Here is a 22,014-nt window from a genome sequence, read left to right on the forward strand (position 1 = left end):
ACCCTAGGAACGGGCCGTTTCCGACCGGTGACCTCACCGTTTCCTAGATGTTAACCACAGCCCGTCGCCGGGAGGCAAAGCCCCACGCAATCGGGCAAAACGACGCCCGGTCAAGGGGTGCCGATGGCAAGTGGTCCAGACCAGTTCGGCAAGCGGTGGAACGCGGATTCACCCGCACGAGGGGGAGGCCCTCGAAGATCGCCCGTACTGCCCGGATAGTGTGGATTCGTGGACACCAGAGAAGCGTTGGGATCGTGGATCGACGGCCCGAAGGCCGCCGCCGAGAAGATGGGCACCGACTTCGGCTACCGCGGCGAGCGCCTGGGGCGGCCGAAGGAGGGCCCGGGCTCGGTCGCCGGGACGGGCCGGCGGATCGGCGCGCTGTTCGTGGACGGCTGGCTGTGCAGCCTGGTCGCGTACGGGCTGCTGGCCCACGGCAACGGGGGCGAGGCCAACCTCTGGACGACCCCGCTGTTCTACGTCGTCACGGTGCTGCTGATGGCCACCACCGGCACCACGGTGGGCAAGCGGCTGTTCGGCCTGCGGGTGGTGCGCCTGGACGGCGGCCGGGCGAGCATCCCGCAGGTGCTGCTGCGCACCCTGCTGCTGTGCCTGGTCGTCCCGGCGCTGGTCTGGGACCGCGACACCCGGGGCCTGCACGACAAGGCCGTCGGCACCGTCGAGGTCCGGATCTGAGGCCGCCGGATCTGAGGACGGGAGCGACACGGAAAGGCCCCGGCGCATCGCGCCGGGGCCTTTCCGTGTCAGAGGGGGGATCAGCGGGCCTGGCCGCCCTTGGGCATCCGGGCGCCCTTGGGCATCGGGCCCTTGGGGATCGGCGCCTTGGAGAGCAGGTCGCCCAGCGCGCGCAGACGGTCGTTGGTCTCGGTGACCTGGGCCGGGGTGATCGAGCGCGGCAGGCGCATCAGGTGGATCTGGAGCTTCTTGAGCGGGATCTCGTCCTTGCCGTTGCCGACCATGATGTCGTGCACCGGGATGTCGCCGACCACGCGGGACATCTTCTTCTTCTCGGCGGCGAGCAGCGGCTTCACCCGGTTCGGGTTGCCCTCACCGATCAGCGCGATGCCCGGGCGGCCGACGGCGCGGTAGACCGCGTCCTGGCTGCGGGTCACGGCGACCGGCGTCTGGTTCGCACTCCAGCCGCGGCGGATGTTGCCCAGCACGGCGGCGACGGCCCCCGGCTGGCCCTCCATCTGCCCGAAGGCGGCCCGCTCGGCGCGGCGGCCGAAGACGATCGCCACGGCCAGCACGGCCACCACGAAGCCCAGGATGCCCAGGTAGATCGGGTGGTCGATCGCGAAGCCGATGGCGAGGAACACGCCGAAGACGGCCAGGCCGACGCCTGCGATGATCAGGCCGATCTTGGTGTCGACCTTCTTGGTCATTTGGTACGCCGTGCGGATCTGCTGGAGTCGCCCGGGGTTCTCGGATGTTTGCCTCGCCATAGGGCTCATGGTACGTGCCCCCGGCGTGCGACCAGCAAGGGCGCCCCCCAGTGCGGCCGAACCGTCACCGAGTGGGCGAGTACGACGGCCGTCAGGCCGGGTGCTGCACCTCGGCGCTGTGCTCCCGGTCCGCCGCGTACCGGCGGTTCTCACAGACCGAGGCCCAGGCGTTCCGCCGCGCCTGGCGCTGGCCGCCGGCCAGCAGCACCGTCTCGGCCAGCCGCAACGCATCGCCGACCGACCGCACCCGGCGCATCTCACCGATCGCGACCCGGTGCAGGGCCACGCTCCGCGCCACCTGCGTCTCCCGCATGCTGAGCAACTCCCCTCGCTGACACCGTCAACGCTGCCTATCGTCACCCGCCGGTGTTACCGAGCGGTGACCTCGCCGTCAAAGCCTGATGAAAGCCTGACGCCCTGCACGCACCCTGCAGCCCCACTTGCGCCGAACGGCGGAGGTGCGTTCACCCCCGCCGTCCGTCACGACAACCTCAGACCGCCGCCTGCTCGCGGCGCTCCAGCGCCTGCCGGTACAGCCGCCCGGCGCGGTACGAGGAGCGCACCAGCGGACCGGACATGACCCCGGCGAAGCCCAGCTCCTCGGCCTCGGCCTGGAGCTCCACGAACTCCTCCGGCTTCACCCAGCGCTCGACCGGGTGGTGGCGCAGCGAGGGCCGCAGGTACTGGGTGATGGTGATCAGCTCGCAGCCGGCGCCGACCAGGTCGGCCAGCGCCTGGCTGACCTCCTCGCGGGTCTCGCCCATGCCGAGGATCAGGTTCGACTTGGTGACCAGGCCGGCCGCGCGGGCCTGGGTGATCACGTCGAGCGAGCGCTCGTAGCGGAAGGCCGGGCGGATCCGCTTGAAGATCCGCGGCACCGTCTCGACGTTGTGCGCGAGCACCTCGGGGCGGGAGGAGAAGACCTCCGCCAGCTGGTCGGGCTCGGCGTTGAAGTCCGGGATGAGCAGCTCGACACCGGTACGGCCGCCCTCGCGCCCGGCGGTCATCGCGTGCACCTGGCGCACCGTCTCGGCGTACAGCCAGGCGCCGCCGTCCTCGAGGTCGTCGCGGGCGACACCGGTGATGGTGGCGTAGTTCAGGTCCATCGTGACGATGGACTCGGCCACCCGGCGCGGCTCGTCGCGGTCGAACTCGGCGGGCTTGCCGGTGTCGATCTGGCAGAAGTCGCAGCGGCGGGTGCACTGGTCACCGCCGATGAGGAAGGTCGCCTCGCGGTCCTCCCAGCACTCGAAGATGTTGGGGCAGCCGGCCTCCTGGCAGACCGTGTGCAGCCCCTCCTTCTTCACCAGCGAGTGCAGGGCGTTGTACTCGGGGCCCATCTTCGCGCGGGTCTTGATCCACTCGGGCTTCCGCTCGATGGGGGTCTCGGCGTTGCGGACCTCGAGGCGGAGCAGCTTCCTGCCGTCCGGTGCGACAGCGGACACGTGCGACTCCTAGAGCTAGTACGGGGTACCCCCAGGGTACGCCTGTGCTTGTACGGCTTGCGCCGGGGCTGGACCCCGCAATCGCAGGGCAACACCCGGGAGATGAGAAGGATTCCCGGCGATCAGTGGACGAGGGCGGGCTCGGGCAGTTCGGCCAGCACCTCGCGCAGGTGCCGCTCGACCACCGGGAGCGCCTCCTCGACGCCCAGCGGGCGGCGCAGCTCCGAGCTGAGCGAGCCGACGCCGGCGTCCCGGATGCCGCAGGGCACGATCCGGTCGAACCAGGTCATGTCGGGGTCGCAGTTGAGCGCGAAGCCGTGCATCGTCACCCCGCGGGCGACCCGGACGCCGATCGCCGCCAGCTTGCGGTCGTCCCCGCGCTGGCCCGCGTTGGACGGCGCGTACTCAGGACCGGCCAGGCGCGGGTCGATGCCCAGCGGCAGGCCCATCCGCAGGGTCAGCTTGCCGATCTCCACCACCTCGGCCGGGTCCACCACCGCGCCGGGCAGCTCCTCGCCGAGCACCCAGACCCCGCTGCGGCCCTCGACCCGGGTGGTGGCGATGCCGAACTCGCCGCAGGCGCGGATCAGCGCCTCCTCCAGGCGCCGCACGTACGCGACCACGTCGATCGGGTCCGGCAGCTTGACGATCGGGTAGCCGACCAGCTGGCCCGGCCCGTGCCAGGTGATCTCGCCGCCGCGGTTGACCGGCACCACCGGGGTGCCGTCCAGCGGGTAGTCCTCCGGGTTGGTGCGCTTGCCCGCCGTGTAGACCGGCTGGTGCTCCAGGAGCAGGACGGTGTCCGGGATCTCGTCGGCGACCCGCAGGGCGTGCAGCCGCTGCTGCTCCTCCCAGGCCGCCTCGTAGGGCACCGACTCCGTGCCGCTGCCCATCGTCACGAACCGTACGTGCTCGCTCACCGCTGCTCCTAGCCAGTCCGCCGGGCGTCGCCAGGCGTTCGAGACCAACCTCGCCACTGTACGCCCGATCGGGTGAGGACCCGGGCGCGGGATCAGCGGGTGAGCAGCTGCAGGCGCAGGGCCAGCTGCAGCTCCAGGGCGCGTTCGGGGCTGTTCCAGTCCGGGCCGAGCAGCACCTCGATGCGGTCCAGGCGCTGCACCACGGTGTTGACGTGGACGTGCAGCTCGTCCTTGGCGCGGGTCAGGCTGCCGCCGCAGTCGAAGTAGGCGCGCAGGGTGCGGACCAGCTCGGTGCCCCGGCGCCGGTCGTAGTCGAGCAGCGGGCCGAGCGTCGCGGCGACGAAGGCCGCCACGTCGTGGCTGTCGCCGAGCAGTACGCCGAGGAAGCCCAGCTCGTCGGCGGCGGCGCCCTCGCCGTCCCGGCCGAGCACCCGCAGGGCCCGGACGCAGCGCAGGCCCTCGCCGTACGCGGCGGCCAGCGCCACCGGCCCGGTGGCCGGGCCGGCCGCGCCGACGGTGACGGCCGCTCCGGTCAGCCGGGCCAGCCGGTCGGCGGCCCGGGCGGCGGCCTCGCCGGGGGAGCGGGTGCCGTCCTCGGGGAGCAGCAGCACCACGGCCCCGGCGTACTCGCCGGACAGGCCCCGGGAGCCGAACAGGTACCGGGCGGCGGCGCCCGCCAGCCGGGGCCGCTCGGCGGCGGTGGTCTCGGCGACCAGCACCAGGTGCGGCCGGGCCAGGTCCACCCCCAGCCGCCGCCCGCGGGCCGTCAGCCCGGCCGGATCCCGGTCCGGTGCCCGCAGCAGGTCGGCGAGCAGCTCACCCCGCACCCGGTTCTCCGTCTCGGCCACCGAGCGCCGCAGCAGCAGGAGCAGCGCCGTCACCACACTCGCCCGCTCGAACAGCCGCCGGTCGGCGTCGTCCAGCTGCAGCCCGGTCGGCGCGGCGGGCCCGGCGGGGCGGTCGGGCGCGGCGGGGCGGTCGGGCGCGGCCTGGCGGGGGCCGGAGCGCGGCAGGGGGCCGCCGGCCGGGCCGCCACCGGTGTCAGGCGGGCCGTCGCCCTCGCCCGGGCGGCTGCCGGGCAGCCGGATCGCTGCTGGGCTCCGGCCGGTGTCGGAGGCTGCCGCGAGGCCGTGGCCGCGCCGGTCGGCCGGTGCCGTGGCTGGTGAGCTGTCCCAGCGGGTGGCGCCGCCGGGCCCGTCCGCCCCGAAGCTCTCCGGCGCGCCGTGGTGCGGACCGGGCGCGGTGACGGTGCCGTCCCAGTCGGTGCCGCTCCGGCCGGGCGGAACGGCGCCGCGCTCCGCCCGGCGCGGGCGCAGCAGCAGGCTGCCGAGCGGCTCCTGGCCGGCCAGGACGACGCAGACCCAGCCGTCGCCGTGGCGGACGGCGCGGCCCTCGGCGCGGGAGGCGGCGACGGCCTCGGGCAGGCCGGCGGCGGGGGAGGGCCGGCCGGCCAGCAGGACGCCCTCGGCGTCGTGCACGGCGGCCTCGGCGCCGAGCAGGGCGCCGACCTCGGCGGCGACGTCGGAGACGGCGGCGCCGCGCAGCACCAGGTCGGTGAGCCGGTCGTGGGCCTGCTCCGCGCGCTGGACGGCGGCGGCGTGGGCCTGGATGACGGCGTTGGCGGCGTTCAGCTCGGCCAGCGCGGCCTTGGTCCCGGCCAGCGAGTGGGCGGTGTCCAGCGCGATCGCCGCGTGCGCGGCCAGCGTGCAGAGCAGGGCGACCTCGTCCGGCGAGAAGGTCCGCGCCGAGCGCTCGGCGGCGAACAGCACCCCGATCACCCGCCCGCCGAGCAGCAGCGGCACCCCGATGATCGCGACCAGCCCCTCCTCGAGCACCCCGGCGTCGATCTGCCCGGTGTGCCGGAACCGCCCGTCGGTGCGGTAGTCCGGCGTGGCGTACGGGCGGGCGGTCTGGGCGACCAGCCCGCCGAGGCCGTCGCCGAGGCTGAGCCGGAGGTTCTGGAACAGCGGTGAGACGGAGCCGTCGGTGACCCGCATGTACGTGTCCCCGGCGGCCGGGTCGGGCAGCGTGAGGTACGCGGTGTCCGTGCCGAGCAGCATCCGGGCCCGGCGGACGATCGCCTGCAGCACCGCGTCCAGGTCGCGGGAGGCCGCGAGGTCACCGGCGGTGTCGAACAGCGCGGTCAGCTCGGCCTCGCGGCGCCGGTGCTGACGCACCGTGCGGTGCACCCGCAGTGCGGTCAGCGTCGCCTCGTCGATCTCGGCCAGGACGTCGGCGGGCGCGCCCTGGCGCCGGGCCTCGGCGAGCACCTCGGCGAAGGCCTCGGTCGCGGCGCCCGAGGCGAGCAGGTCGAGCAGCGTGCGGAGGGCTGTCGCAGCGCCGGTGTGAGGGGCACTCATGGTGGGGGCCATAGTTGCACCATCCAGTTGCACTATCCAGGGGCGCGGGGAACTGCGCGAAACCGGAAGAAGCGGAGCGGATCGTTTCTTCGTAGTGAGCCAGTTGCACTAACCCCAGGGGCGCGAGGAACTGCGCGAGCGCGGGAGGCGCGGGCCTGTACTCTCCCGGTTTCGCGCGCGCAGTTAATCGAGTGAGGCCCCGCGCCCCTGGGTGGTGCATCATCAGCTCAGTTCAGCAGCTCGCGTCTCGCGCGCACAGAGGACGGCGATCAGCGTGAGCACCGAGGCGATCGCCACGTACACCGCGATCGGGGTGGCCGAGCCGTAGTCCTTGAGCAGGGCGGTGGCGATCAGCGGGGCCGGCGCCCCGGCGGCGACCGAGGAGAACTGGGCGCCGATCGAGGCGCCCGAGTACCGCATGCGGGTCTGGAACAGCTCCGAGAAGAACGCCGCCTGCGGCGCGTACATCGCGCTGTGGAAGACCAGACCCACCGTCACGGCCAGCACCAGCGAGCCGAAGCTCTTGGTGTCCACCAGCCCGAAGAAGACGAAGGCCCACACCCCGACCCCGGCCGCCCCCACCAGGTAGACCGGCTTGCGGCCGACCCGGTCGGAGAGCGCCCCGAAGACGGGGATCAACGCGAACTGCACGGCGGAGGCGATCAGCACGGCGTTGAGCGCCGTCTGCTTCGGCAGGTGCACGTGCCCGACGGCGTAGGCGAGCACGAAGGTGGTCATCACGTAGTACGAGATGTTCTCGGCCATCCGCGCGCCCATCGCGGTGAGCACCTCCCGCCAGTGGTGCCGCAGCACGGCCACCAGCGGCGGCTGCTCGACGGTGCCGCGCGCCTTCTGCGCGGCCAGCGCCTGCTGGAACAGCGGGGACTCGTCCACCGAGAGGCGGATCCACATCCCGACCCCGACCAGCAGGGCGGAGAGCAGGAAGGGCACCCGCCAGCCCCAGGCCAGGAAGGTGGCGTCGGACTGCAGGCCGGTCAGCAGCGAGAGCACCCCGGCCGCCAGCAGGTTGCCCGCCGGGGCGCCGCCCTGCGGCCAGGAGGCCCAGAAGCCACGGCGTTTCGCGTCCCCGTGCTCGGAGACCAGCAGCACCGCCCCGCCCCACTCGCCGCCCAGCGCGAAGCCCTGCACCAGCCGAAGGACCGTCAGCAGCACCGGCGCGGCGACGCCGACCTGGCGGTACGTCGGCAGACAGCCGATCAGCGTGGTCGCCCCGCCCATCAGCAGCAGGCTCACCACCAGGAGGCGCTTGCGGCCGATCCGGTCGCCGAAGTGGCCGAAGACCAGGGCGCCGAGCGGGCGGGCGGCGAAGCCGATCGCGTAGGTGAGGAAGGAGAGCAGGGTGCCGGTCAGCGGGTCGCTGGTCGGGAAGAACACCTTGCCGAAGACCAGTGCGGCGGCGGTGCCGTACAGGAAGTAGTCGTACCACTCGATGGTGGTACCTATCAGGCTCGCGGCCACCACTCTGGGCAGCGAGCGGCTGGTCACCTGGTCCTGCGGGGGAGCGAGGGCGGTCATGGTCACCACTTCGGGTCGGGGGTGTCGCCACAAGGTACGGAGGAGCGGGCCGGGGGCACATGGTGGCGACACACATGGCCGGGCGGGTCGAGGTGGCGGGAGCCGCCAGGCTCAGTGGGCGGTCCAGCCGCCGTCCACCGGCAGGCTGGCGCCGGTGATGTAGGAGGCGTGCGGCGAGCAGAGCCAGAGGGCGAACTGTGCGACCTCCGCGGGCTCGATCAGGCGCTTGAGGGCGGTGCGGTCGAGCATGATCCGCTCGATCACCTCGCTCTCGGGGATGCCGTGGGCGGCGGCCTGGGCGGCGATCTGGCGCTCGACCAGGGCGGTGCGGACGTAGCCGGGGTTGACGCAGTTGCTGGTGACGCCGTGCGGCGCGCCCTCGAGGGCGACGGTCTTGCTGAGCCCCTCCAAGGCGTGCTTGGCCGTGACGTACGCCGACTTGAAGGGGCTGGCCCGCAGGCCGTGCACCGAGGAGATGTTGACCACCCGGCCCCACCCGCGGTCGTACATCGCGGGGAGCGTGCGGCGCAGGATGCGGAACGGGGCCTCGACCATCACCCGCTGGATGTGGGTGAAGCGCTCGGGCGGGAACTCGTGCAGCGGCGCGACATGCTGGAGGCCCGCGTTGTTGACGACGATGTCGGCATCGTCCGGCAGGGCGTCCACGGCCGCCGGGTCGGCGAGGTCCGCGACGTGCGCCACCCCGCCGATCCGCTCGGCGAGTTCCTTCGCGGGCCCGGCGGCGAGGTCGACGACGTAGACCCGGGCTCCGGCGGCCGCGAAGGCCTCGGCGCAGGCCCGGCCGATCCCCGAGGCGGCGCCGGTGACGAGGGCCGTGCGGCCGTCGAGCCGGCAGGGTGCTGTGGTGTCCATGGTCGAGAACGGTAGGAACCGCGACCGCCCGCTCCCATGTGATGGCGCACCACAGAGCGGGGCATCTCTGTGGTGGTCGAAGCCAGGGGTGCTGAGTCGAGGTCAGCGGGCTTCCAAGCCAAACACGCTGGCCCCGACCTTCCCCACAACGGGCGCCAATGCGTCACCCGTTCGGAGGATTGCCCGCCCAGATCCACCCATAGCGCCGAAATGCTCGCTACATTCGCGCCGATTCCCGACAGGGGGCGCGGCTCCGAGTACCGGGGGGACCGGTGGTGCGTCCGAGAGGTGTTGACTGATATGCCCCAACGGCCTGCAACCGACAGCCCGGCGTACGGACCGCTCGACCCGCTCCACCCGCACGACGGGCCGAGCGGGGCAGTGCCGCACGCCTCCGATCCGGTCGGCGACGCCTCCAGGACCATGGACCAGGCCGCGGGCCAAGCCGGCCCCAGGCCGCAGAACCCGCGCCTGGCGGCCCTCATCGAGGAGGCCGGCTTCTCGCACGCCGGGCTGGCCCGCCGGGTCGACCAGCTCGGCCTGGAGCACGGGCTCGACCTGCGCTACGACAAGACCTCGGTGACCCGCTGGCTGCGCGGCCAGCAGCCGCGCGGCGCCACTCCGGCGCTGATCGCCGAGGTGTTCACCAGGAGGCTCGGCCGCCGCCTGACCGCCCAGGACATCGGCCTGGACGCCTGCGCCCCGGTCTACGCCGGGCTGGAGTTCGCCGAGACGCCGCAGGAGGCGGTGGACATCGTCGCCAGCATGTGGCGCAAGGACAGCGGCTCGCAGTCCGAGCTGCGCCGGATCGCCTTCACCCCGGCCGGGCTCGTGGTGCCCAGCCGGGACTGGCTGATCGGCCGCACCGACGAGCGGGTGGCCCGGGACGGCTCGCCGCCCGGCCAGAGCGAGGCCCGCCCGGCCGCCGTCCCGGCCGCCCGGGCCGGGCAGCCCGCCGCCCGCGTCCCGGCCCAGAGCCGGGGCGGCGCCGCCGGCCGTCCGGCCCAGCCCGAGCCGGGCGAGCCGGGCACCCGCGAGCAGCGGCCCCCGCTGCGGGTCGGCCGGGGCGACATCGCGGCCATCCGGGCCGTCGGCGACCTCTTCCGCGCCCTCGACCAGGCGTACGGCGGCGGGCACGCCCGCCAGGCCCTGGTGCGGTACCTGGAGAGCGAGGCCGAGCCGATGCTGCGCGGCCGCTACGGCGAGCAGATCGGCCGCGCCCTGTTCGGCGCCGTCGCCGACCTCACCCGGCTGGCCGGGTGGACCTCCTTCGACATCGCCGCCCACGGGCTGGCCCAGCGGTACTTCGTCCAGGCCCTGCGGCTCTCCCAGGCGGCGGGGGACAGGGTGCTCGGCGGGTACGTGCTGGCCACCATGAGCCAGCAGGCCGTCCACCTCGGCCACGGCCGGGAGGCGATCCAGCTGGCCCGGGTCGCCCAGCAGGGCGTCGGCACGGCGGCCGCACCGGTGGTCCAGTCGCTGATGCACGCCGCCGAGGCGCGGGGCCACGCGCTGATGGGCGACGTGCGCTCCTGCACCACCGCCCTGGTCCGCTGCGAGCGCGCTCTCGCGGCGGGCCGCCCGAGCGACGAAGTCCCGTCCTGGGCCCGGTTCTTCGACGAGGCCCAGGTGGCCGACGAGTTCGCCCACTGCTACCGGGACCTCCAGCAGTGGCGCCCGGCCGCCCAGCATGCCGAGAAGTCCCTGCGGCTACGGGCCCCCGCCTACGCCCGCAGCCGCATCTTCTGCCGGATGGTCCTGGCCACCGCCCGCCTCGGCATGGGCGACGTGGACGAAGCCTGCTCGATGGCGACGGAGTCCCTGCGGGCCGCGGGCGAGATGCGGTCCGCCCGCACGGTCGAGTACCTCCGCGACTTCCACCGCCGCCTGACGCCCTACCGCGTCAGCGCTGCCGCGCGGGCCTTCGACGAAGCGGCCCGCCAGGCGGGGGTGGTGTGACCCCGCTGGGGCAGCACACCAGGGGCAGTGCATCACCAGCTCTCGGCGCGGACTCGGGGTTCGTCCGGGGCGGCGGGTGCGGCGGTCGTGCCGCGGACGCGTTGGGCGAGCAGCGGGAAGAGCAGGACCGACAGCATGCCCGCCCCGACCAGGGCGGCTGCGGTGGAGGTGTGGAGGTGACCGGCATCGACCTCGATGCCGGTGATCACCACGACCAGCGGCAGCGCCGTCGCCCCGTACAGTCCGAGTGCGGCGCGTTCGCGTGCCCGCAGGCCCGCGGGGGCGAGCAGGGCGGCCGGCACGCCGCGCGCCAGCACGAAGAGCAGCAGGAAGAGCGGGACGAGCAGCAGCGTGCCCGGATCGTCCAGCAGCGCTCTGAGGTCGAAGTTCATCCCGCTCACCACGAAGAAGATCGGCACCAGGAACCCGAAGCCCACCCCCTCCAACTTGGCCTCGATCACCTCCTCCTGGGCCTCCGGCACCCCGGCCAGCAGCAGTTTGGCGATGATCCCGGCGGTGAAGGCGCCGAGCAGCATGTCCAGGTCCAGCCAGATCGCGGCGGCGACCATCGCGGTGAGCACCAGGAAGACCAGCCGGACGGCGAACTGCCCCGAGGTGCGCAGGGTGCGCCGGATCAGCCGGGTGACCCACTCCGGCCGGGGCCGGCGGGCGTAGCCGAGCGCGATCAGGGTGATCAGTGCGAAGGCGCTGAGGATGACGGCCGAGCGCAGCGGCGAGTTGCCGCTGAGCAGGACGGCGATGGCGATGATCGGGCCGAACTCGCCGACGGCGCCGGTGGCCATCGTCATGGCGCCGAACGGGGTCGGCAAGTCCCCCGAGTCCCGCAGGATGGGCAGGATGGTGCCCAGCGCGGTGGTGGTGAGCACCAGCCCGGCGAAGGCGCCGTCGAGCGGGTCGGGGTTGACCAGGGCGCCGAAGCCGAGCGCCGCCGCCAGGGTGACCAGCCAGGCGGTCAGCGCCCGGCCGAGCGGGCCGCCGCGCAGCCGGGCGAAGTCGATCTCGTACCCGGCGAGGAACATCAGCATCGCCAGACCGAAGTCCGAGAGCGCGGCGATCACGTCGTCCGGCTTCGCCCAGCCGAGCACGTCGGGGCCGATCACGACCCCGAGCACGATCTCGAACACCACGGTGGGCACCGCCAGCCAGCGCAGCACCCGGTCGGCCAGCAGCGGCGCGGCCACCGCGCAGGCGGGGATCACCACCAGTGACTGCGGGTCGACCGCCGGGCTGCTCACCGCGCGCCACCGCCTGGGCAATATGTCCGATTGTGCGTCATATCGGCATGGTGCCACGGAGAACGGCGGTGACGCGGGAGGTGAGCTGCTCAGGCCGCGGCTTCGGCCACCAGGGGCTCGCGGGCGACGCCGAGGTCCTTGCACACGGCCTCGGCGGCGCGGTGCCCCGAGGTGAGCGCGCCCCGGACGGTGCTGGTGTCGCGGTGGTCCCCGCAGACGTACAGCCCGGCCAGGACGCGGACGGGGCGGCGCAGGTTGTGCGGCGGCGGCATCGTCGGGACGGCGTCCGGCACGTGGCGCACGCTCAGGAACTCCCAGGCCCCGGTCGGCTGCCCGTACAGCTCCGCCAGGCGCCGCCGGACCTCCGGTTCGTGGCCGGCCGGGCCGCCGGAGTCGAAGGTGCGGCGGCCGAGCACGGTGGTGGCGATCAGCGCCTGCCCGGGCGGGGCGTAGCCGGCGTCCACCTCGCTGAGCACCAGCGAGTGCGAGACGCCCGAGCGTCCGCCGGGGCGGTCCGCGTCCAGCAGCAGCACCGGCTCGGCCAGCGGCGAGCGGTCGGCCACGTGGTAGTACGTGGTGACGGGGTGGAAGTCCGGCAGCCGCAGGCCGGGGAGCAGCGCCGCGGCCGTCTGCGCGTCGGTGGCCACCACCACCGCCCGGGCGGCTGTCCGCCCGTGGCTCTCGGTGTCGACCCCGTCGGCACTGACGGCGCTGACCCGCACTCCGAGCCGGACGGTGCCGGGCGGCAGGCCCTCGGCGAGCTGCTCGGGCAGGCCGGCGGTGCCGGGCAGGGCGAGCCGCCCCTGGGCGTACCCGTGCAGGACCAGGTCGGCGACCCGGCTGCTGGTGCCGAGCGCCGGATCGCTGAGCAGCGCGGTGAGCAGCGGCCGGAGCAGCCCGTCCACCGTCCGGGGGGCGAGGCCGCGCTCGGCCAGCGCCCGGGCGGTGGTGGTCTCCGGCCGGCTGAGCAGGCGCTCGACCGGTGTGCTCGCCAGCCGCCCGAGGGCCGCGCCGAGGCGGGCCCGGTCCAGCGGCCCGGCCAGGCGGTGGCGGCGGCCCCCCGTGTGCACCAGCACGCCCGGCGCGAGCGGGCGGAGCTCGAGGCGTTGGAGACCGAGCTCGCGGCCGGGCTCGGGGTGCGTGGCGAGCAGATGGCTGCCGGTGTCCAGTCGGAAGCCGTCGAGCTCCCGGGCGGCCATCCGGCCGCCGAGCAGCTCCGTCGCCTCCAGGACCTGGACGGTGAGGCCGCGGCCGGTCAGCGCGCGGGCGGCGGCCAGGCCCGCGAGTCCGGCTCCGACCACGACGACGTCCGGGTCGGCGTGTCGGCGGGTGCGGCGGGTGATGTCGTATGCGGGCACGGGCGTGCTCCCTCCCTGGTCCCGGGCGTGCGCCCAGGAGGGGGCGCGGCGAACCGGGACACGGTCCGACGAGGTGATGCCCCGTCAACGTCAGGATCAGGCCGAGACGTTCGTTCGGATCGTCGGTACGGGAGGGGCGCGGGGGCACCCGGCGGGAGCACGGGCCCCCAGCGTGCTCCTGAAGCCGGGCTTCAGGAGCGGAACACCCCTGGGGGGCGTGCAATGCGCCCGGCGCATGCCCCCGTGCGCCCCTGCGTGCCGCCCCGGCCTACCCCTTCAGCGCGGCCCGCACGATGTCGTCCACCGCCGTGTGCTCGAACCGGAACCCGGCCTCCAGCAGCCGCTTCGGCACCACCCGGTGGCTGCCCGCGACCTCCACCGCCATGTCGCCGAGCACCGCCTTCAGCACGGACTCCGGCACCGGGAAGGGCGTGGGCCGCCGCAGTACGCGCCCCAGCGCCGCCGTCAGCTCCCGGTTGGTCACCGGCTCCGGCCCGGCCAGGTTGAACGGCCCGCTCAGGCCCTCGGTCTCGAGCAGGAAGCGCAGCGCCGCCACCTCGTCGGCCGCGGAGATCAGGCTCCAGTACTGCTCCCCGGAGCCCAGCCGCCCGCCCAGCCCCAGCCGGAACAGCGGGAACAGCCGCGCCCCGGCCCCACCGGCCTTCGACAGCACCAGACCCGTGCGGGCGTACGCCACCCGCACCCCCGCCGCCTCGGCCGGCCGGGCCGCCGCCTCCCACTCCGCACAGACCCCGGCCAGGAAGTCCGACCCGGCCGGCGCGTCCTCGTCGACGACCTGAGCCCCCGTCTGGCCGTAGAAGCCGACGGCCGAGGCGTTCACCAGCACCGCGGGCGGGGTGTCGAGCCGGGCCAGCGCCGCAGCCAGCACCTCGGTGCCCATCACCCGGCTGTCCCGGATCTCCCGCCGGTAGCCTTCGGTCCACCGGTGGTCCCCGACCCCGGCGCCCGCCAGGTTCACCGCCGCCTCGACCCCGGCCAGCCCGGCGGCGTCGATCTCCAGCCGCTGCGGGTTCCACCCCACCCCGACACTGCCGTCCGCCTGCGGCCCCGTGCGCGAGTGCTGCCGCACCAGCCGGACCACCTCGTGCCCGTCCGCCAGCAGCGAGCGCACCAGCGCACTGCCGATCAGACCCGTCGAACCCGTCACCGCGATACGCATGCCCCCATCCAAGCAGCCGGCCGCCGTAGAGTGCTCCGCATGCAGATACGTGTTGCGCGGGCCGAGGACGAGCCCGTACTGGCCCGGATCGACCGGGCAGCCTGGTCCTACCTCAGCGACGTCGTCCCGCAGCCGGCCGAGGGCGCCGAGTTCTTCGGCGAGCGGTGCCCGCCCGAGGAGTTCCTGGTCGCCGAGGCCGACGGTCTCCTGCTCGGCTACATCCGCCAGGGCCCGCCCACCCCGCTGGCCAGCAACCAGCACATCCGCCAGATCCGCGGCCTCGCCGTCTCCCCGGACGCCCGCGGCCGAGGCGTCGGCCAGGCTCTGGTCGAAGCCGCCTGCAACGCCGCCCGCGAGGCGGGCGCCCGGCGCATGACGCTCCGTGTGCTCGCGCACAACGCCCCGGCCCGGCGGCTGTACGGCCGCTGTGGCTTCCAGGTCGACGGCGTCTCGCCGGAGGAGTTCTGGATCAACGGCGCTTATGTCGACGACGTCTGGATGAGCCGCCGCCTGGTTGGCTGACGTCAACCACCAGGGGCGCGAGGAACTGCGCGAGTGCGGAGGGCATCGGCTCGCGGCCTCCCGCTTCGCGCGGTTCCCCGCGCCCCTGGCTTCTGCCTCATACAGCCCGGCCGTATCTCTCCCAGAGCTTCGGGTAGTGCTCGGCCATCACCGCCGGGTCGTCGAAGTCGATCGGGTCGCCCTCGGGAGCGGCCGGCTGGCGGACGTCCAGCTCGGGCAGGGGCAGGCCGGTCAGCTGTTCGTGGGCTTCGTCCGCCGCGTAGCCGAGATCCTCAGCCTCGCCGTCCTCCTCCTCGTCGAAGTCGGAGAGCAGGTCGGCCAGGTCGTCGGGGTGGTGCAGGCCGCCCTCGAAGACCTCGCGGCCCTGGCCGATCAGCCAGCAGCGGAAGAAGTCGAAGGTGTCCTCCGAGGCGCCGTCGAGGAGCAGATGGGCCGCGCCCCACAGCTCCGTGCGGTAGGCACGCTGGAAGCGGGCCTCGAAGAGCCGGGCGAAGTCGATCACGTCGTCCGGCGTCAGTTGCGTCAGCCGCTCCACCAAGGCGTCGGCCTGCTCGTCCGGGTCGCCGTCCGCCGCCGCCCGGCTGTCGTCGATGAGCTGCCAGAAGTCCGTCTCGTACATCACCGCTCCAGCATCGCCGTTCCCCACCCCGAACGCATGTGTTGACGCCTCCATTGGCGCTGCCGCGTCCTCCTGATGGACTGTTGACCCTCGACCAGGTCGAGGCCACAGAGTCGGGGGCGTGGAGAGCGGGATGCGCAGTATCGGGGAGATGGCCAGGGCCAGCGGGCTCAGCGTGAGCGCGCTGCGGTTCTACGACGGGGCCGGGGTCTTCGGGCCCGCCCGGGTGGACGACCGCACGGGGTACCGCTGGTACGCCGAGGAGCAGCTGCCGGCCGCCCGGCTGATCGCCCGGCTTCGCCGGGTGGGGCTGCCGCTGGCGGAGATCGCCGTGGTGCTCACCGCTCCGCCGCCGCAGGCCCACCGGGTGCTGGACACCCACCTGCGGCGGCTGGAGGACGGCCTCGCCGACGCCCGCGCCGAGCTCTCCACGGTCCGTACGCTGATCGACCACTGGGAGAACCCGATGCGCCCGACCCGACTGACCGTCCCCGCCACCGAGCTGGCCGCCGCCCTGGACTCCGTCCGCTTCGCCGCCGCCGCCACCGAGGAGCTGGCGGGCGTCCTGCTCGAGACCGAGGGCGAGGTGCTCCGGCTGGTCGCCTCCGACCGCCACCGGATGGCGCTCTCGCAGGCCCCGGTCTCCGCACAGGACGGCCCCGCCGTCCGGGTGCTGGCCCCGCTCGCCTTCATGGACGCGCTGCGGCCGCTGCTCACCGCCGGCACGGTCGAGCTGGAGCTCGACGGGCAGCTGCTCACCGCCACCGTCGGCCGCAGCCAGATCGGCGGCGAGCGGATCGACTTCGACTTCCCCGACTACCGCTCGATCCTGCGCCTGCAGCCGCAGCACAGCGTCAGCCTGGCCGCCGGCACCCTGCGGGAGGCCCTGCGGACGGGCGCCAGCCACTCCGGGACGCGGGCCACGGACGGGGTGGCGTACGAGGTCTCGGTGCTCAGTCTGGACGGGGCCGGCGGGCTCACCGTCGTCGAGAACGGGGCGCCGGACGGCACCCTGCGGGTCGGCGTGAACCGCGAGTTCCTGATCGAGGCCGCCGAGGCCGGCCCCGACGCCCAGCTGGTGCTCGAACTCGGCGGCCCGATCACCCCGTTGGCGATCCGCTTCCCCTCCCGCCCCGACACCTGGTCGGCTTTGATGCCGGTCGCGCTCACGTCCTAGCCGACAACGCCGAAGCCCCCGCCTGGTCTCGCGACCGGGCGGGGGCTCCGTGCTACCTGTCAGCCTCAGAGGCCGAGGTCACCCTCGAAGGCGCCCTCTTCGAGGCGGGCCTTGATGGTGCCCAGGAAGCGGGCGGCGTCGGCGCCGTCCACAATCCGGTGGTCGTACGACAGGGCGAGGTAGACCATGTCGCGGATGGCGATGGTCTGGCCAAGCTCCGGCGTGGTGACCACGACGGGGCGCTTGACGGTCGCGCCGATGCCGAGGATCGCCGACTGCGGCATGTTGATGATCGGCGTGTCGAAGAGCGCGCCGCGCGAGCCGGTGTTGGTGATGGTGAAGGTGCCACCACCCAGCTCGTCCGGCTTGACCTTGCTGTCGCGGGTGCGGGCGGCGAGGTCGGCGGTCTTCTTGGCGATGCCCGCGATGTTGAGGTCACCCGCGTCGTGGATGACCGGCACCATCAGGCCACGCTCGGTGTCCACCGCGATGCCCACGTGCTCGGCGTCGAAGTAGGTGATGGTGTCGTCCTCGTTGAGGCGCGAGTTGACGACCGCGTGCACCTTGAGGGCCTCGGTCGCGGCCTTGACGAAGAACGGCATCGGCGAGAGCTTGACGCCCTCGCGGGCGAGGAAGCCGGCCTTGGCCTTCTCGCGCAGGCGCATCACGTTGGTGACGTCCACCTCGACGACGGTGGTCAGCTGGGCCGAGGTCTGGATCGACTTCAGCATGTTGTCCGCGATGACCTTGCGCATGCGGGTCAGCTTGACCGTCTGGCCACGCAGCTGCGACGGGGCGGCGGCGGGGGCCGCGGCCTTCGGGGCAGCGGCGGCGGCCGGAGCGGCGGCCACGGCCTTGGCGGCCTCGGCAGCCGCGAGCACGTCCTGCTTGCGGATGCGGCCGCCGACACCGGTGCCGGTGACGGCGGAGAGCGCCACACCCTGCTCGGCCGCGAGCTTGCGGACCAGCGGGGTGACGTACGCGTCGGAGGCGTCACCGGCGGCAGCCGGGGCAGCGACCGGGGCGGCAATCGGAGCCGGCGCGGCAATCGGAGCCGGAGCGGCGACCGGGGCGGCCACGGGGGCCGGCGCGGCGACCGGAGCCGGAGCGGCCGGAGCCTCGACCACCGGCGCGGGCGCCGGGGCGGCGACCGGGGCCGGGGCGGCCGGAGCGGCAGCCGGGGCAGCGGCACCGGCGGCGCCGATCAGCGCGAGCTGGGCGCCGACCTCGGCGGTCTCGTCCTCGCCGACCAGGATCTTCACCAGGACACCGGCGACCGGCGACGGAATCTCGGTGTCGACCTTGTCCGTGGAGACCTCGAGCAGCGGCTCGTCGACCTCGACGGTGTCACCCTCGGCCTTGAGCCAGCGGGTGATGGTGCCCTCGGCGACGCTCTCGCCCAGCGCGGGCAGCACGACCGGGGTGGCGTCCGCGGCGGAAGCGGCGGGAGCGGCCGGAACAGCGGCAGCCGGGGCGGCCGGAGCAGCGGGCGCGGCCGGGGCGGCGGGCGCCTCGGCCACGGGGGCCGGAGCGGCCGGGGCCTCGACGGCGGCCGGAGCGGCGGCGGCGACCGGAGCACCGGAGCCGTCGTCGATGATGGCCAGCTCGGCGCCGACCTCGACCGTCTCGTCCTCGCCGACCTTGATCGCGGCCAGGATGCCGGAGACCGGCGCCGGAATCTCGGTGTCGACCTTGTCGGTCGAGACCTCGAGCAGCGGCTCGTCGGCCTCGACGCGCTCGCCCTCGGCCTTGAGCCAACGGGTGACCGTGCCCTCGGAAACGCTCTCGCCCAGTGCGGGCAGTGTTACTGAGACCGCCATGGTTTCAGCGACTCCTATCAAGTCTCTCGTTCAGGAATGGAAAGGGTGTGGGGCGCGATCAGTCGTGCGCGTGCAGCGGCTTGCCGGCCAGCGCCAGGTGCGCCTCGCCCAGGGCCTCGGACTGCGAGGGGTGGGCGTGGATGAGCTGCGCGACCTCGGCGGGCAGCGCCTCCCAGTTGTAGATGAGCTGGGCTTCGCCGACCTGCTCGCCCATGCGCGCGCCGACCATGTGGACGCCGACCACGGCGCCGTCCTTGACCTGGACGAGCTTGATCTCGCCGGCGGTCTTGAGGATCTTGCTCTTGCCGTTGCCCGCGAGGTTGTACTTGAGGGTGACGACCTTGTCCTTGCCGTACAGCTCGACGGCCTTGGCCTCGGTGATGCCGACGGAGGCGACCTCGGGGTTGCAGTAGGTCACGCGCGGGACGCCGTCGTAGTCGATCGGCACGGCCTTGAGGCCCGCGATGCGCTCGGCGACCAGGATGCCCTCGGCGAAGCCGACGTGGGCCAGCTGCAGGGTCGGGACGAGGTCACCGACGGCCGAGATGGTGGGCACGTTGGTGCGCATGTACTCGTCGACGAGGACGTAGCCGCGGTCCATCGCGACACCGTTCTCCTCGTAGCCCAGGCCGGCCGAGACCGGGCCGCGGCCGATGGCGACGAGCAGCAGGTCGGCGTCGATCTGCTTGCCGTTCTCGGTGGAGACGCGGACACCGTCGGCGGTGTACTCGACGCCGGAGAAGCGGGCCTTGAGCTCGAACTTGATGCCGCGCTTGCGGAAGGCGCGCTCCAGCAGCTTGGAGGAGTTCTCGTCCTCCAGCGGGGCCAGGTGCGGCAGGGCCTCGACGATGGTGACGTCCACGCCGAAGGACTTCCAGACCGAGGCGAACTCGACGCCGATCACGCCGCCGCCGAGGATGACGGCGGACTTCGGGATGCGGTCGAGCTTGAGGGCGTGGTCCGAGGAGATCACGCGGTCACCGTCGATGGTCAGACCCGGCAGCGACTTCGGCACGGAGCCGGTGGCGAGGACGATGTGGCGGCCCTCGATGCGCTGGCCGTTCACGTCCACCGAGGTCTGCGAGGAGAGCTTGCCCTCGCCCTGGATGTAGTGGACCTTGCGGGAGGCCACCAGGCCCTGGAGGCCCTTGTACAGGCCCGAGATGACGTCGTCCTTGTACTTGTGGACGCCGTTGATGTCGATGCCCTGGAAGGTCGCGAGGACACCGAACTCCGAGGCCTCACGGGTCTCGTCGGCGATCTCGGCCGCGTGCAGCAGAGCCTTGGTGGGGATGCAGCCACGGTGGAGGCAGGTACCGCCCAGCTCGCCCTTCTCGATCAGGGCGACGCTCAGACCCAGCTGAGCGGCGCGGAGCGCCGCGGCGTAACCGCCGCTTCCGCCTCCGAGAATGACTACGTCGAAAACGGTGCTGGCGTCGTTCGCCACGTCACGTCCTCCATGCAAATGAGGTGCGGATCGCCGGGCCGGTCGCGGTCCGGTCGGTGCGGGGTGCCTTGTAAGGCGCCCAGTCATGCCGGAAATACATCTTCGCACTTGTTCACGGCGGCTGATGTCCGGGTCCACCCCCCGGGGGTGCCCAAGGGGTGGGACAGGGGGCCGTTCGGCCTGCGCGTCAGGGTATCGCCGCAGGTCACAGCCGTACAGCCCGGGCCTTCGCGGCGGCGGGCGGGCGGCTGGTCCCGGCCGAGTTCCACCGTACGGAACAAAGTTTCGCCCGGGGCGAACAGGGCGGCTGCGCAAGGCCGGTCAGATTACCGATTGGTAACTTCGTCCGGGGATGCCGGAAGGCCCGGTGCTGCGGTGCGCACCGGGCCTTCCGTGACGTACTGCCGCGCGGTCAGGCGCCCGCGGCGGTGTCCTCCGCGAAGCGGACCAGGGTGCGGATCGCGGAGCCGGTGCCGCCCTTGGGGGTGTAGCCGTAGGCCGCGCCCTCGTGGAAGGCCGGGCCGGCGATGTCGAGGTGCGCCCAGTCGGTGCCCTCGGCGACGAACTCCTGCAGGAAGACGCCGGCCACCAGGCCGCCGCCCATCCGCTCGCCCATGTTGGCCATGTCGGCGATGCTCGACTCGGTCAGGCCCTTGCGCATGTCGGCCGGGAGCGGCATCGGCCAGGAGGCCTCGCCGACCGCCTCGGCGGTGCCGTGCAGGCGGGTGCGCAGCTCGTCGTTGTTGGCCATCACACCGAAGGTGCGGTTGCCCAGCGCGAAGACCATGGCACCGGTCAGGGTGGCGACGTCGATGATGACGTCCGGGTTCTCCTCGCCGGCCCGCACGATCGCGTCGGCCAGCACCAGGCGGCCCTCGGCGTCGGTGTTGAGGCACTCGACGGTCTTGCCGCCGTACATCTTCAGCACGTCACCCGGGCGGGTGGCGCTGCCCGAGGGCATGTTCTCCGCGAGGGCGAGCCAGGTGGTGATGTTGACCTGCAGGCCCAGGCGCTTGGCGGCCACGACGGTGGCGAACACGGCGGCGGCGCCGGACATGTCGCACTTCATGGTCTCGTTGTGGCCGGCCGGCTTCAGCGAGATGCCGCCCGAGTCGTAGGTGATGCCCTTGCCGACCAGCGCGATGGTCTGCTTGGCCTTCGGGTGGGTGTAGGCCACCTTCACCAGGCGGGGCGGGTTCTCCGAGCCGTTGCCGACGCCCAGGATGCCGCCGAAGCCGCCCTTGGTGAGCGCCTTCTCGTCCCAGACCTCGACCTTGAAGCCGTGCTCCTTGCCCGCGGCCTGCGCGATGGCGGCGAAGGCCTTCGGGTTCAGGTCGTTCGGGGCGGCGTTGATCAGGTCGCGGGCGCGGTTGATCTCCTCGCCCAGCGCGGTGGCGCGCTCGGCGGCCGCCTTGGCCTCCTTGCTGCCCTTGCGGTCCGTCAGCAGCACCAGGTCGCCGACCGGGCCCTTGCCGGCGTCGCCCTTGTACGCGGTGTACTCGTAGGCACCGAGCAGCGCGCCGAGCGCGACGGCCTCGAACTCTTCGGCCGAGGCGGCCGGCAGGAGCAGCGAGGCCTTCTTGGCACCGGAGAGCGCGCGGGCGGCGACACCGGCGGCGCGACGCAGCGACTCGGCCGGGTAGCCCTCCTCGGCGGCCTCGCCCAGGCCGACCGCCAGCACCAGGCCGGCCTTCAGACCGGCGGCGGCGGGCAGCTTGACGGCCTCGCCCTCGGCGCCGGAGGCACCCAGGGTGGTGAGGAGCTCGGCGAGCTTGCCCTCGAACGCCTCGGCCACGGCCTCGGCGCCCTTGGCCAGCACCAGGCCCTTGGGGCCCTTGGCGGTGCCGATCACCAGCGCGTCCACCCGCTGCGCGGCAGCGGCGGAGGTGCTCACAGACAGTACAGTCACGTCAATGCGTCCTGTTCTTTTCGCGGTCCACGCCCGGCGGCGGGCGCAGGGCTACGAGATGCTCCCCGCATGGTAGTCCGCATGTTGGGATGATGCCGACGCCAAGCGGTCACCGGCTTCTGGTCACTTCAGGCAACGGTACGGGCGGTGAACGGACACGGATCGCT

The 22,014-nt window shown here is 73.5% G+C and carries 18 protein-coding genes; 4 read left to right on the plus strand and 14 right to left on the minus strand.

The features are described from left to right. Positions 1-228: 228 nt before the first annotated feature. Positions 229-696, plus strand: coding sequence for an RDD family protein (locus ABT095_RS16575; RefSeq protein ID WP_350530117.1), 468 nt, complete (start codon positions 229-231; stop codon positions 694-696). 80 nt (positions 697-776) lie between these two features. Here ABT095_RS16575 and ABT095_RS16580 read toward each other — a convergent pair whose 3' ends face one another. The 7 genes from ABT095_RS16580 to ABT095_RS16610 form a co-directional block, all read right to left on the minus strand. Continuing rightward, positions 777-1,475: a DUF4191 domain-containing protein gene (locus ABT095_RS16580; RefSeq protein ID WP_502884890.1), complete on the minus strand. Its 699-nt coding sequence runs from the start codon at positions 1,473-1,475 to the stop codon at positions 777-779. 82 nt (positions 1,476-1,557) lie between these two features. Next, a complete protein-coding gene (locus ABT095_RS16585) occupies positions 1,558-1,779 on the minus strand; it encodes a hypothetical protein (RefSeq protein ID WP_350530186.1) in 222 nt (73 codons plus the stop codon). Positions 1,780-1,957: 178 nt separating this feature from the next. Continuing rightward, positions 1,958-2,911 (minus strand): lipoyl synthase, encoded by a 954-nt coding sequence (lipA, locus tag ABT095_RS16590; RefSeq protein WP_350530119.1) that lies wholly within the window; start codon positions 2,909-2,911, stop codon positions 1,958-1,960. Between the two features lie 122 nt (positions 2,912-3,033). Then, the gene (gene lipB, locus ABT095_RS16595; RefSeq protein ID WP_350530120.1) at positions 3,034-3,831 is read right to left on the minus strand and encodes a lipoyl(octanoyl) transferase LipB; all 798 of its coding nucleotides are present in this window, start codon (positions 3,829-3,831) and stop codon (positions 3,034-3,036) included. A gap of 92 nt (positions 3,832-3,923) precedes the next feature. Further along, a complete protein-coding gene (locus ABT095_RS16600) occupies positions 3,924-6,191 on the minus strand; it encodes a helix-turn-helix domain-containing protein (RefSeq protein ID WP_350530121.1) in 2,268 nt (755 codons plus the stop codon). A gap of 222 nt (positions 6,192-6,413) precedes the next feature. Then, on the minus strand, positions 6,414-7,727 hold the full coding sequence (locus ABT095_RS16605; RefSeq protein WP_350530122.1) for an MFS transporter: 1,314 nt from the start codon (positions 7,725-7,727) through the stop codon (positions 6,414-6,416). A 111-nt stretch (positions 7,728-7,838) separates the two neighbouring features. Then, on the minus strand, positions 7,839-8,600 hold the full coding sequence (locus ABT095_RS16610; RefSeq protein WP_350530123.1) for a 3-hydroxybutyrate dehydrogenase: 762 nt from the start codon (positions 8,598-8,600) through the stop codon (positions 7,839-7,841). Positions 8,601-9,023: 423 nt separating this feature from the next. On the opposite strand from ABT095_RS16610, the gene ABT095_RS16615 reads away from it, so the two are divergent. Next, positions 9,024-10,559: an NsdA family TPR-like regulatory protein gene (locus ABT095_RS16615; RefSeq protein ID WP_350530181.1), complete on the plus strand. Its 1,536-nt coding sequence runs from the start codon at positions 9,024-9,026 to the stop codon at positions 10,557-10,559. A 32-nt stretch (positions 10,560-10,591) separates the two neighbouring features. Here the strand turns inward: ABT095_RS16615 and ABT095_RS16620 are convergent, their stop codons facing one another. The 3 genes from ABT095_RS16620 to ABT095_RS16630 form a co-directional block, all read right to left on the minus strand. Continuing rightward, positions 10,592-11,815 (minus strand): cation:proton antiporter, encoded by a 1,224-nt coding sequence (locus tag ABT095_RS16620; RefSeq protein WP_350530124.1) that lies wholly within the window; start codon positions 11,813-11,815, stop codon positions 10,592-10,594. Between the two features lie 89 nt (positions 11,816-11,904). Then, positions 11,905-13,173 (minus strand): FAD-dependent oxidoreductase, encoded by a 1,269-nt coding sequence (locus ABT095_RS16625; protein WP_350530125.1) that lies wholly within the window; start codon positions 13,171-13,173, stop codon positions 11,905-11,907. Between the two features lie 268 nt (positions 13,174-13,441). Beyond that, complete coding sequence (locus tag ABT095_RS16630; RefSeq protein ID WP_350530126.1) at positions 13,442-14,353, minus strand: TIGR01777 family oxidoreductase; 912 nt, start codon at positions 14,351-14,353, stop codon at positions 13,442-13,444. 39 nt (positions 14,354-14,392) lie between these two features. On the opposite strand from ABT095_RS16630, the gene ABT095_RS16635 reads away from it, so the two are divergent. Next, positions 14,393-14,875, plus strand: coding sequence for a GNAT family N-acetyltransferase (locus ABT095_RS16635; protein WP_350530127.1), 483 nt, complete (start codon positions 14,393-14,395; stop codon positions 14,873-14,875). Positions 14,876-14,972: 97 nt separating this feature from the next. Here the strand turns inward: ABT095_RS16635 and ABT095_RS16640 are convergent, their stop codons facing one another. Further along, positions 14,973-15,494 (minus strand): DUF4240 domain-containing protein, encoded by a 522-nt coding sequence (locus tag ABT095_RS16640; RefSeq protein ID WP_350530182.1) that lies wholly within the window; start codon positions 15,492-15,494, stop codon positions 14,973-14,975. Positions 15,495-15,627: 133 nt separating this feature from the next. Here ABT095_RS16640 and ABT095_RS16645 point away from each other — a divergent pair, with 133 nt between their 5' ends. Continuing rightward, a complete protein-coding gene (locus tag ABT095_RS16645; RefSeq protein ID WP_350530128.1) occupies positions 15,628-16,671 on the plus strand; it encodes a DNA polymerase III subunit beta family protein in 1,044 nt (347 codons plus the stop codon). A 65-nt stretch (positions 16,672-16,736) separates the two neighbouring features. Here the strand turns inward: ABT095_RS16645 and sucB are convergent, their stop codons facing one another. The 3 genes from sucB to ABT095_RS16660 all read right to left on the minus strand — a co-directional run bounded on the left by sucB (position 16,737) and on the right by ABT095_RS16660 (position 21,847). Beyond that, a complete protein-coding gene (gene sucB / locus ABT095_RS16650) occupies positions 16,737-18,491 on the minus strand; it encodes a 2-oxoglutarate dehydrogenase, E2 component, dihydrolipoamide succinyltransferase (protein WP_350530129.1) in 1,755 nt (584 codons plus the stop codon). A gap of 58 nt (positions 18,492-18,549) precedes the next feature. Further along, positions 18,550-19,938: a dihydrolipoyl dehydrogenase gene (gene lpdA, locus ABT095_RS16655; protein ID WP_350530130.1), complete on the minus strand. Its 1,389-nt coding sequence runs from the start codon at positions 19,936-19,938 to the stop codon at positions 18,550-18,552. 412 nt (positions 19,939-20,350) lie between these two features. Next, positions 20,351-21,847 carry a leucyl aminopeptidase gene (locus ABT095_RS16660; RefSeq protein WP_350530131.1) on the minus strand — a complete coding sequence of 499 codons (1,497 nt, stop codon included), beginning with the start codon at positions 21,845-21,847 and terminating at the stop codon, positions 20,351-20,353. Between the last annotated feature and the right edge of the window lie 167 nt (positions 21,848-22,014).

Source organism: Kitasatospora sp. NPDC002227 (genome assembly GCF_040296285.1).
In the GTDB taxonomy this organism is placed as follows: Bacteria; Actinomycetota; Actinomycetes; order Streptomycetales; family Streptomycetaceae; genus Kitasatospora.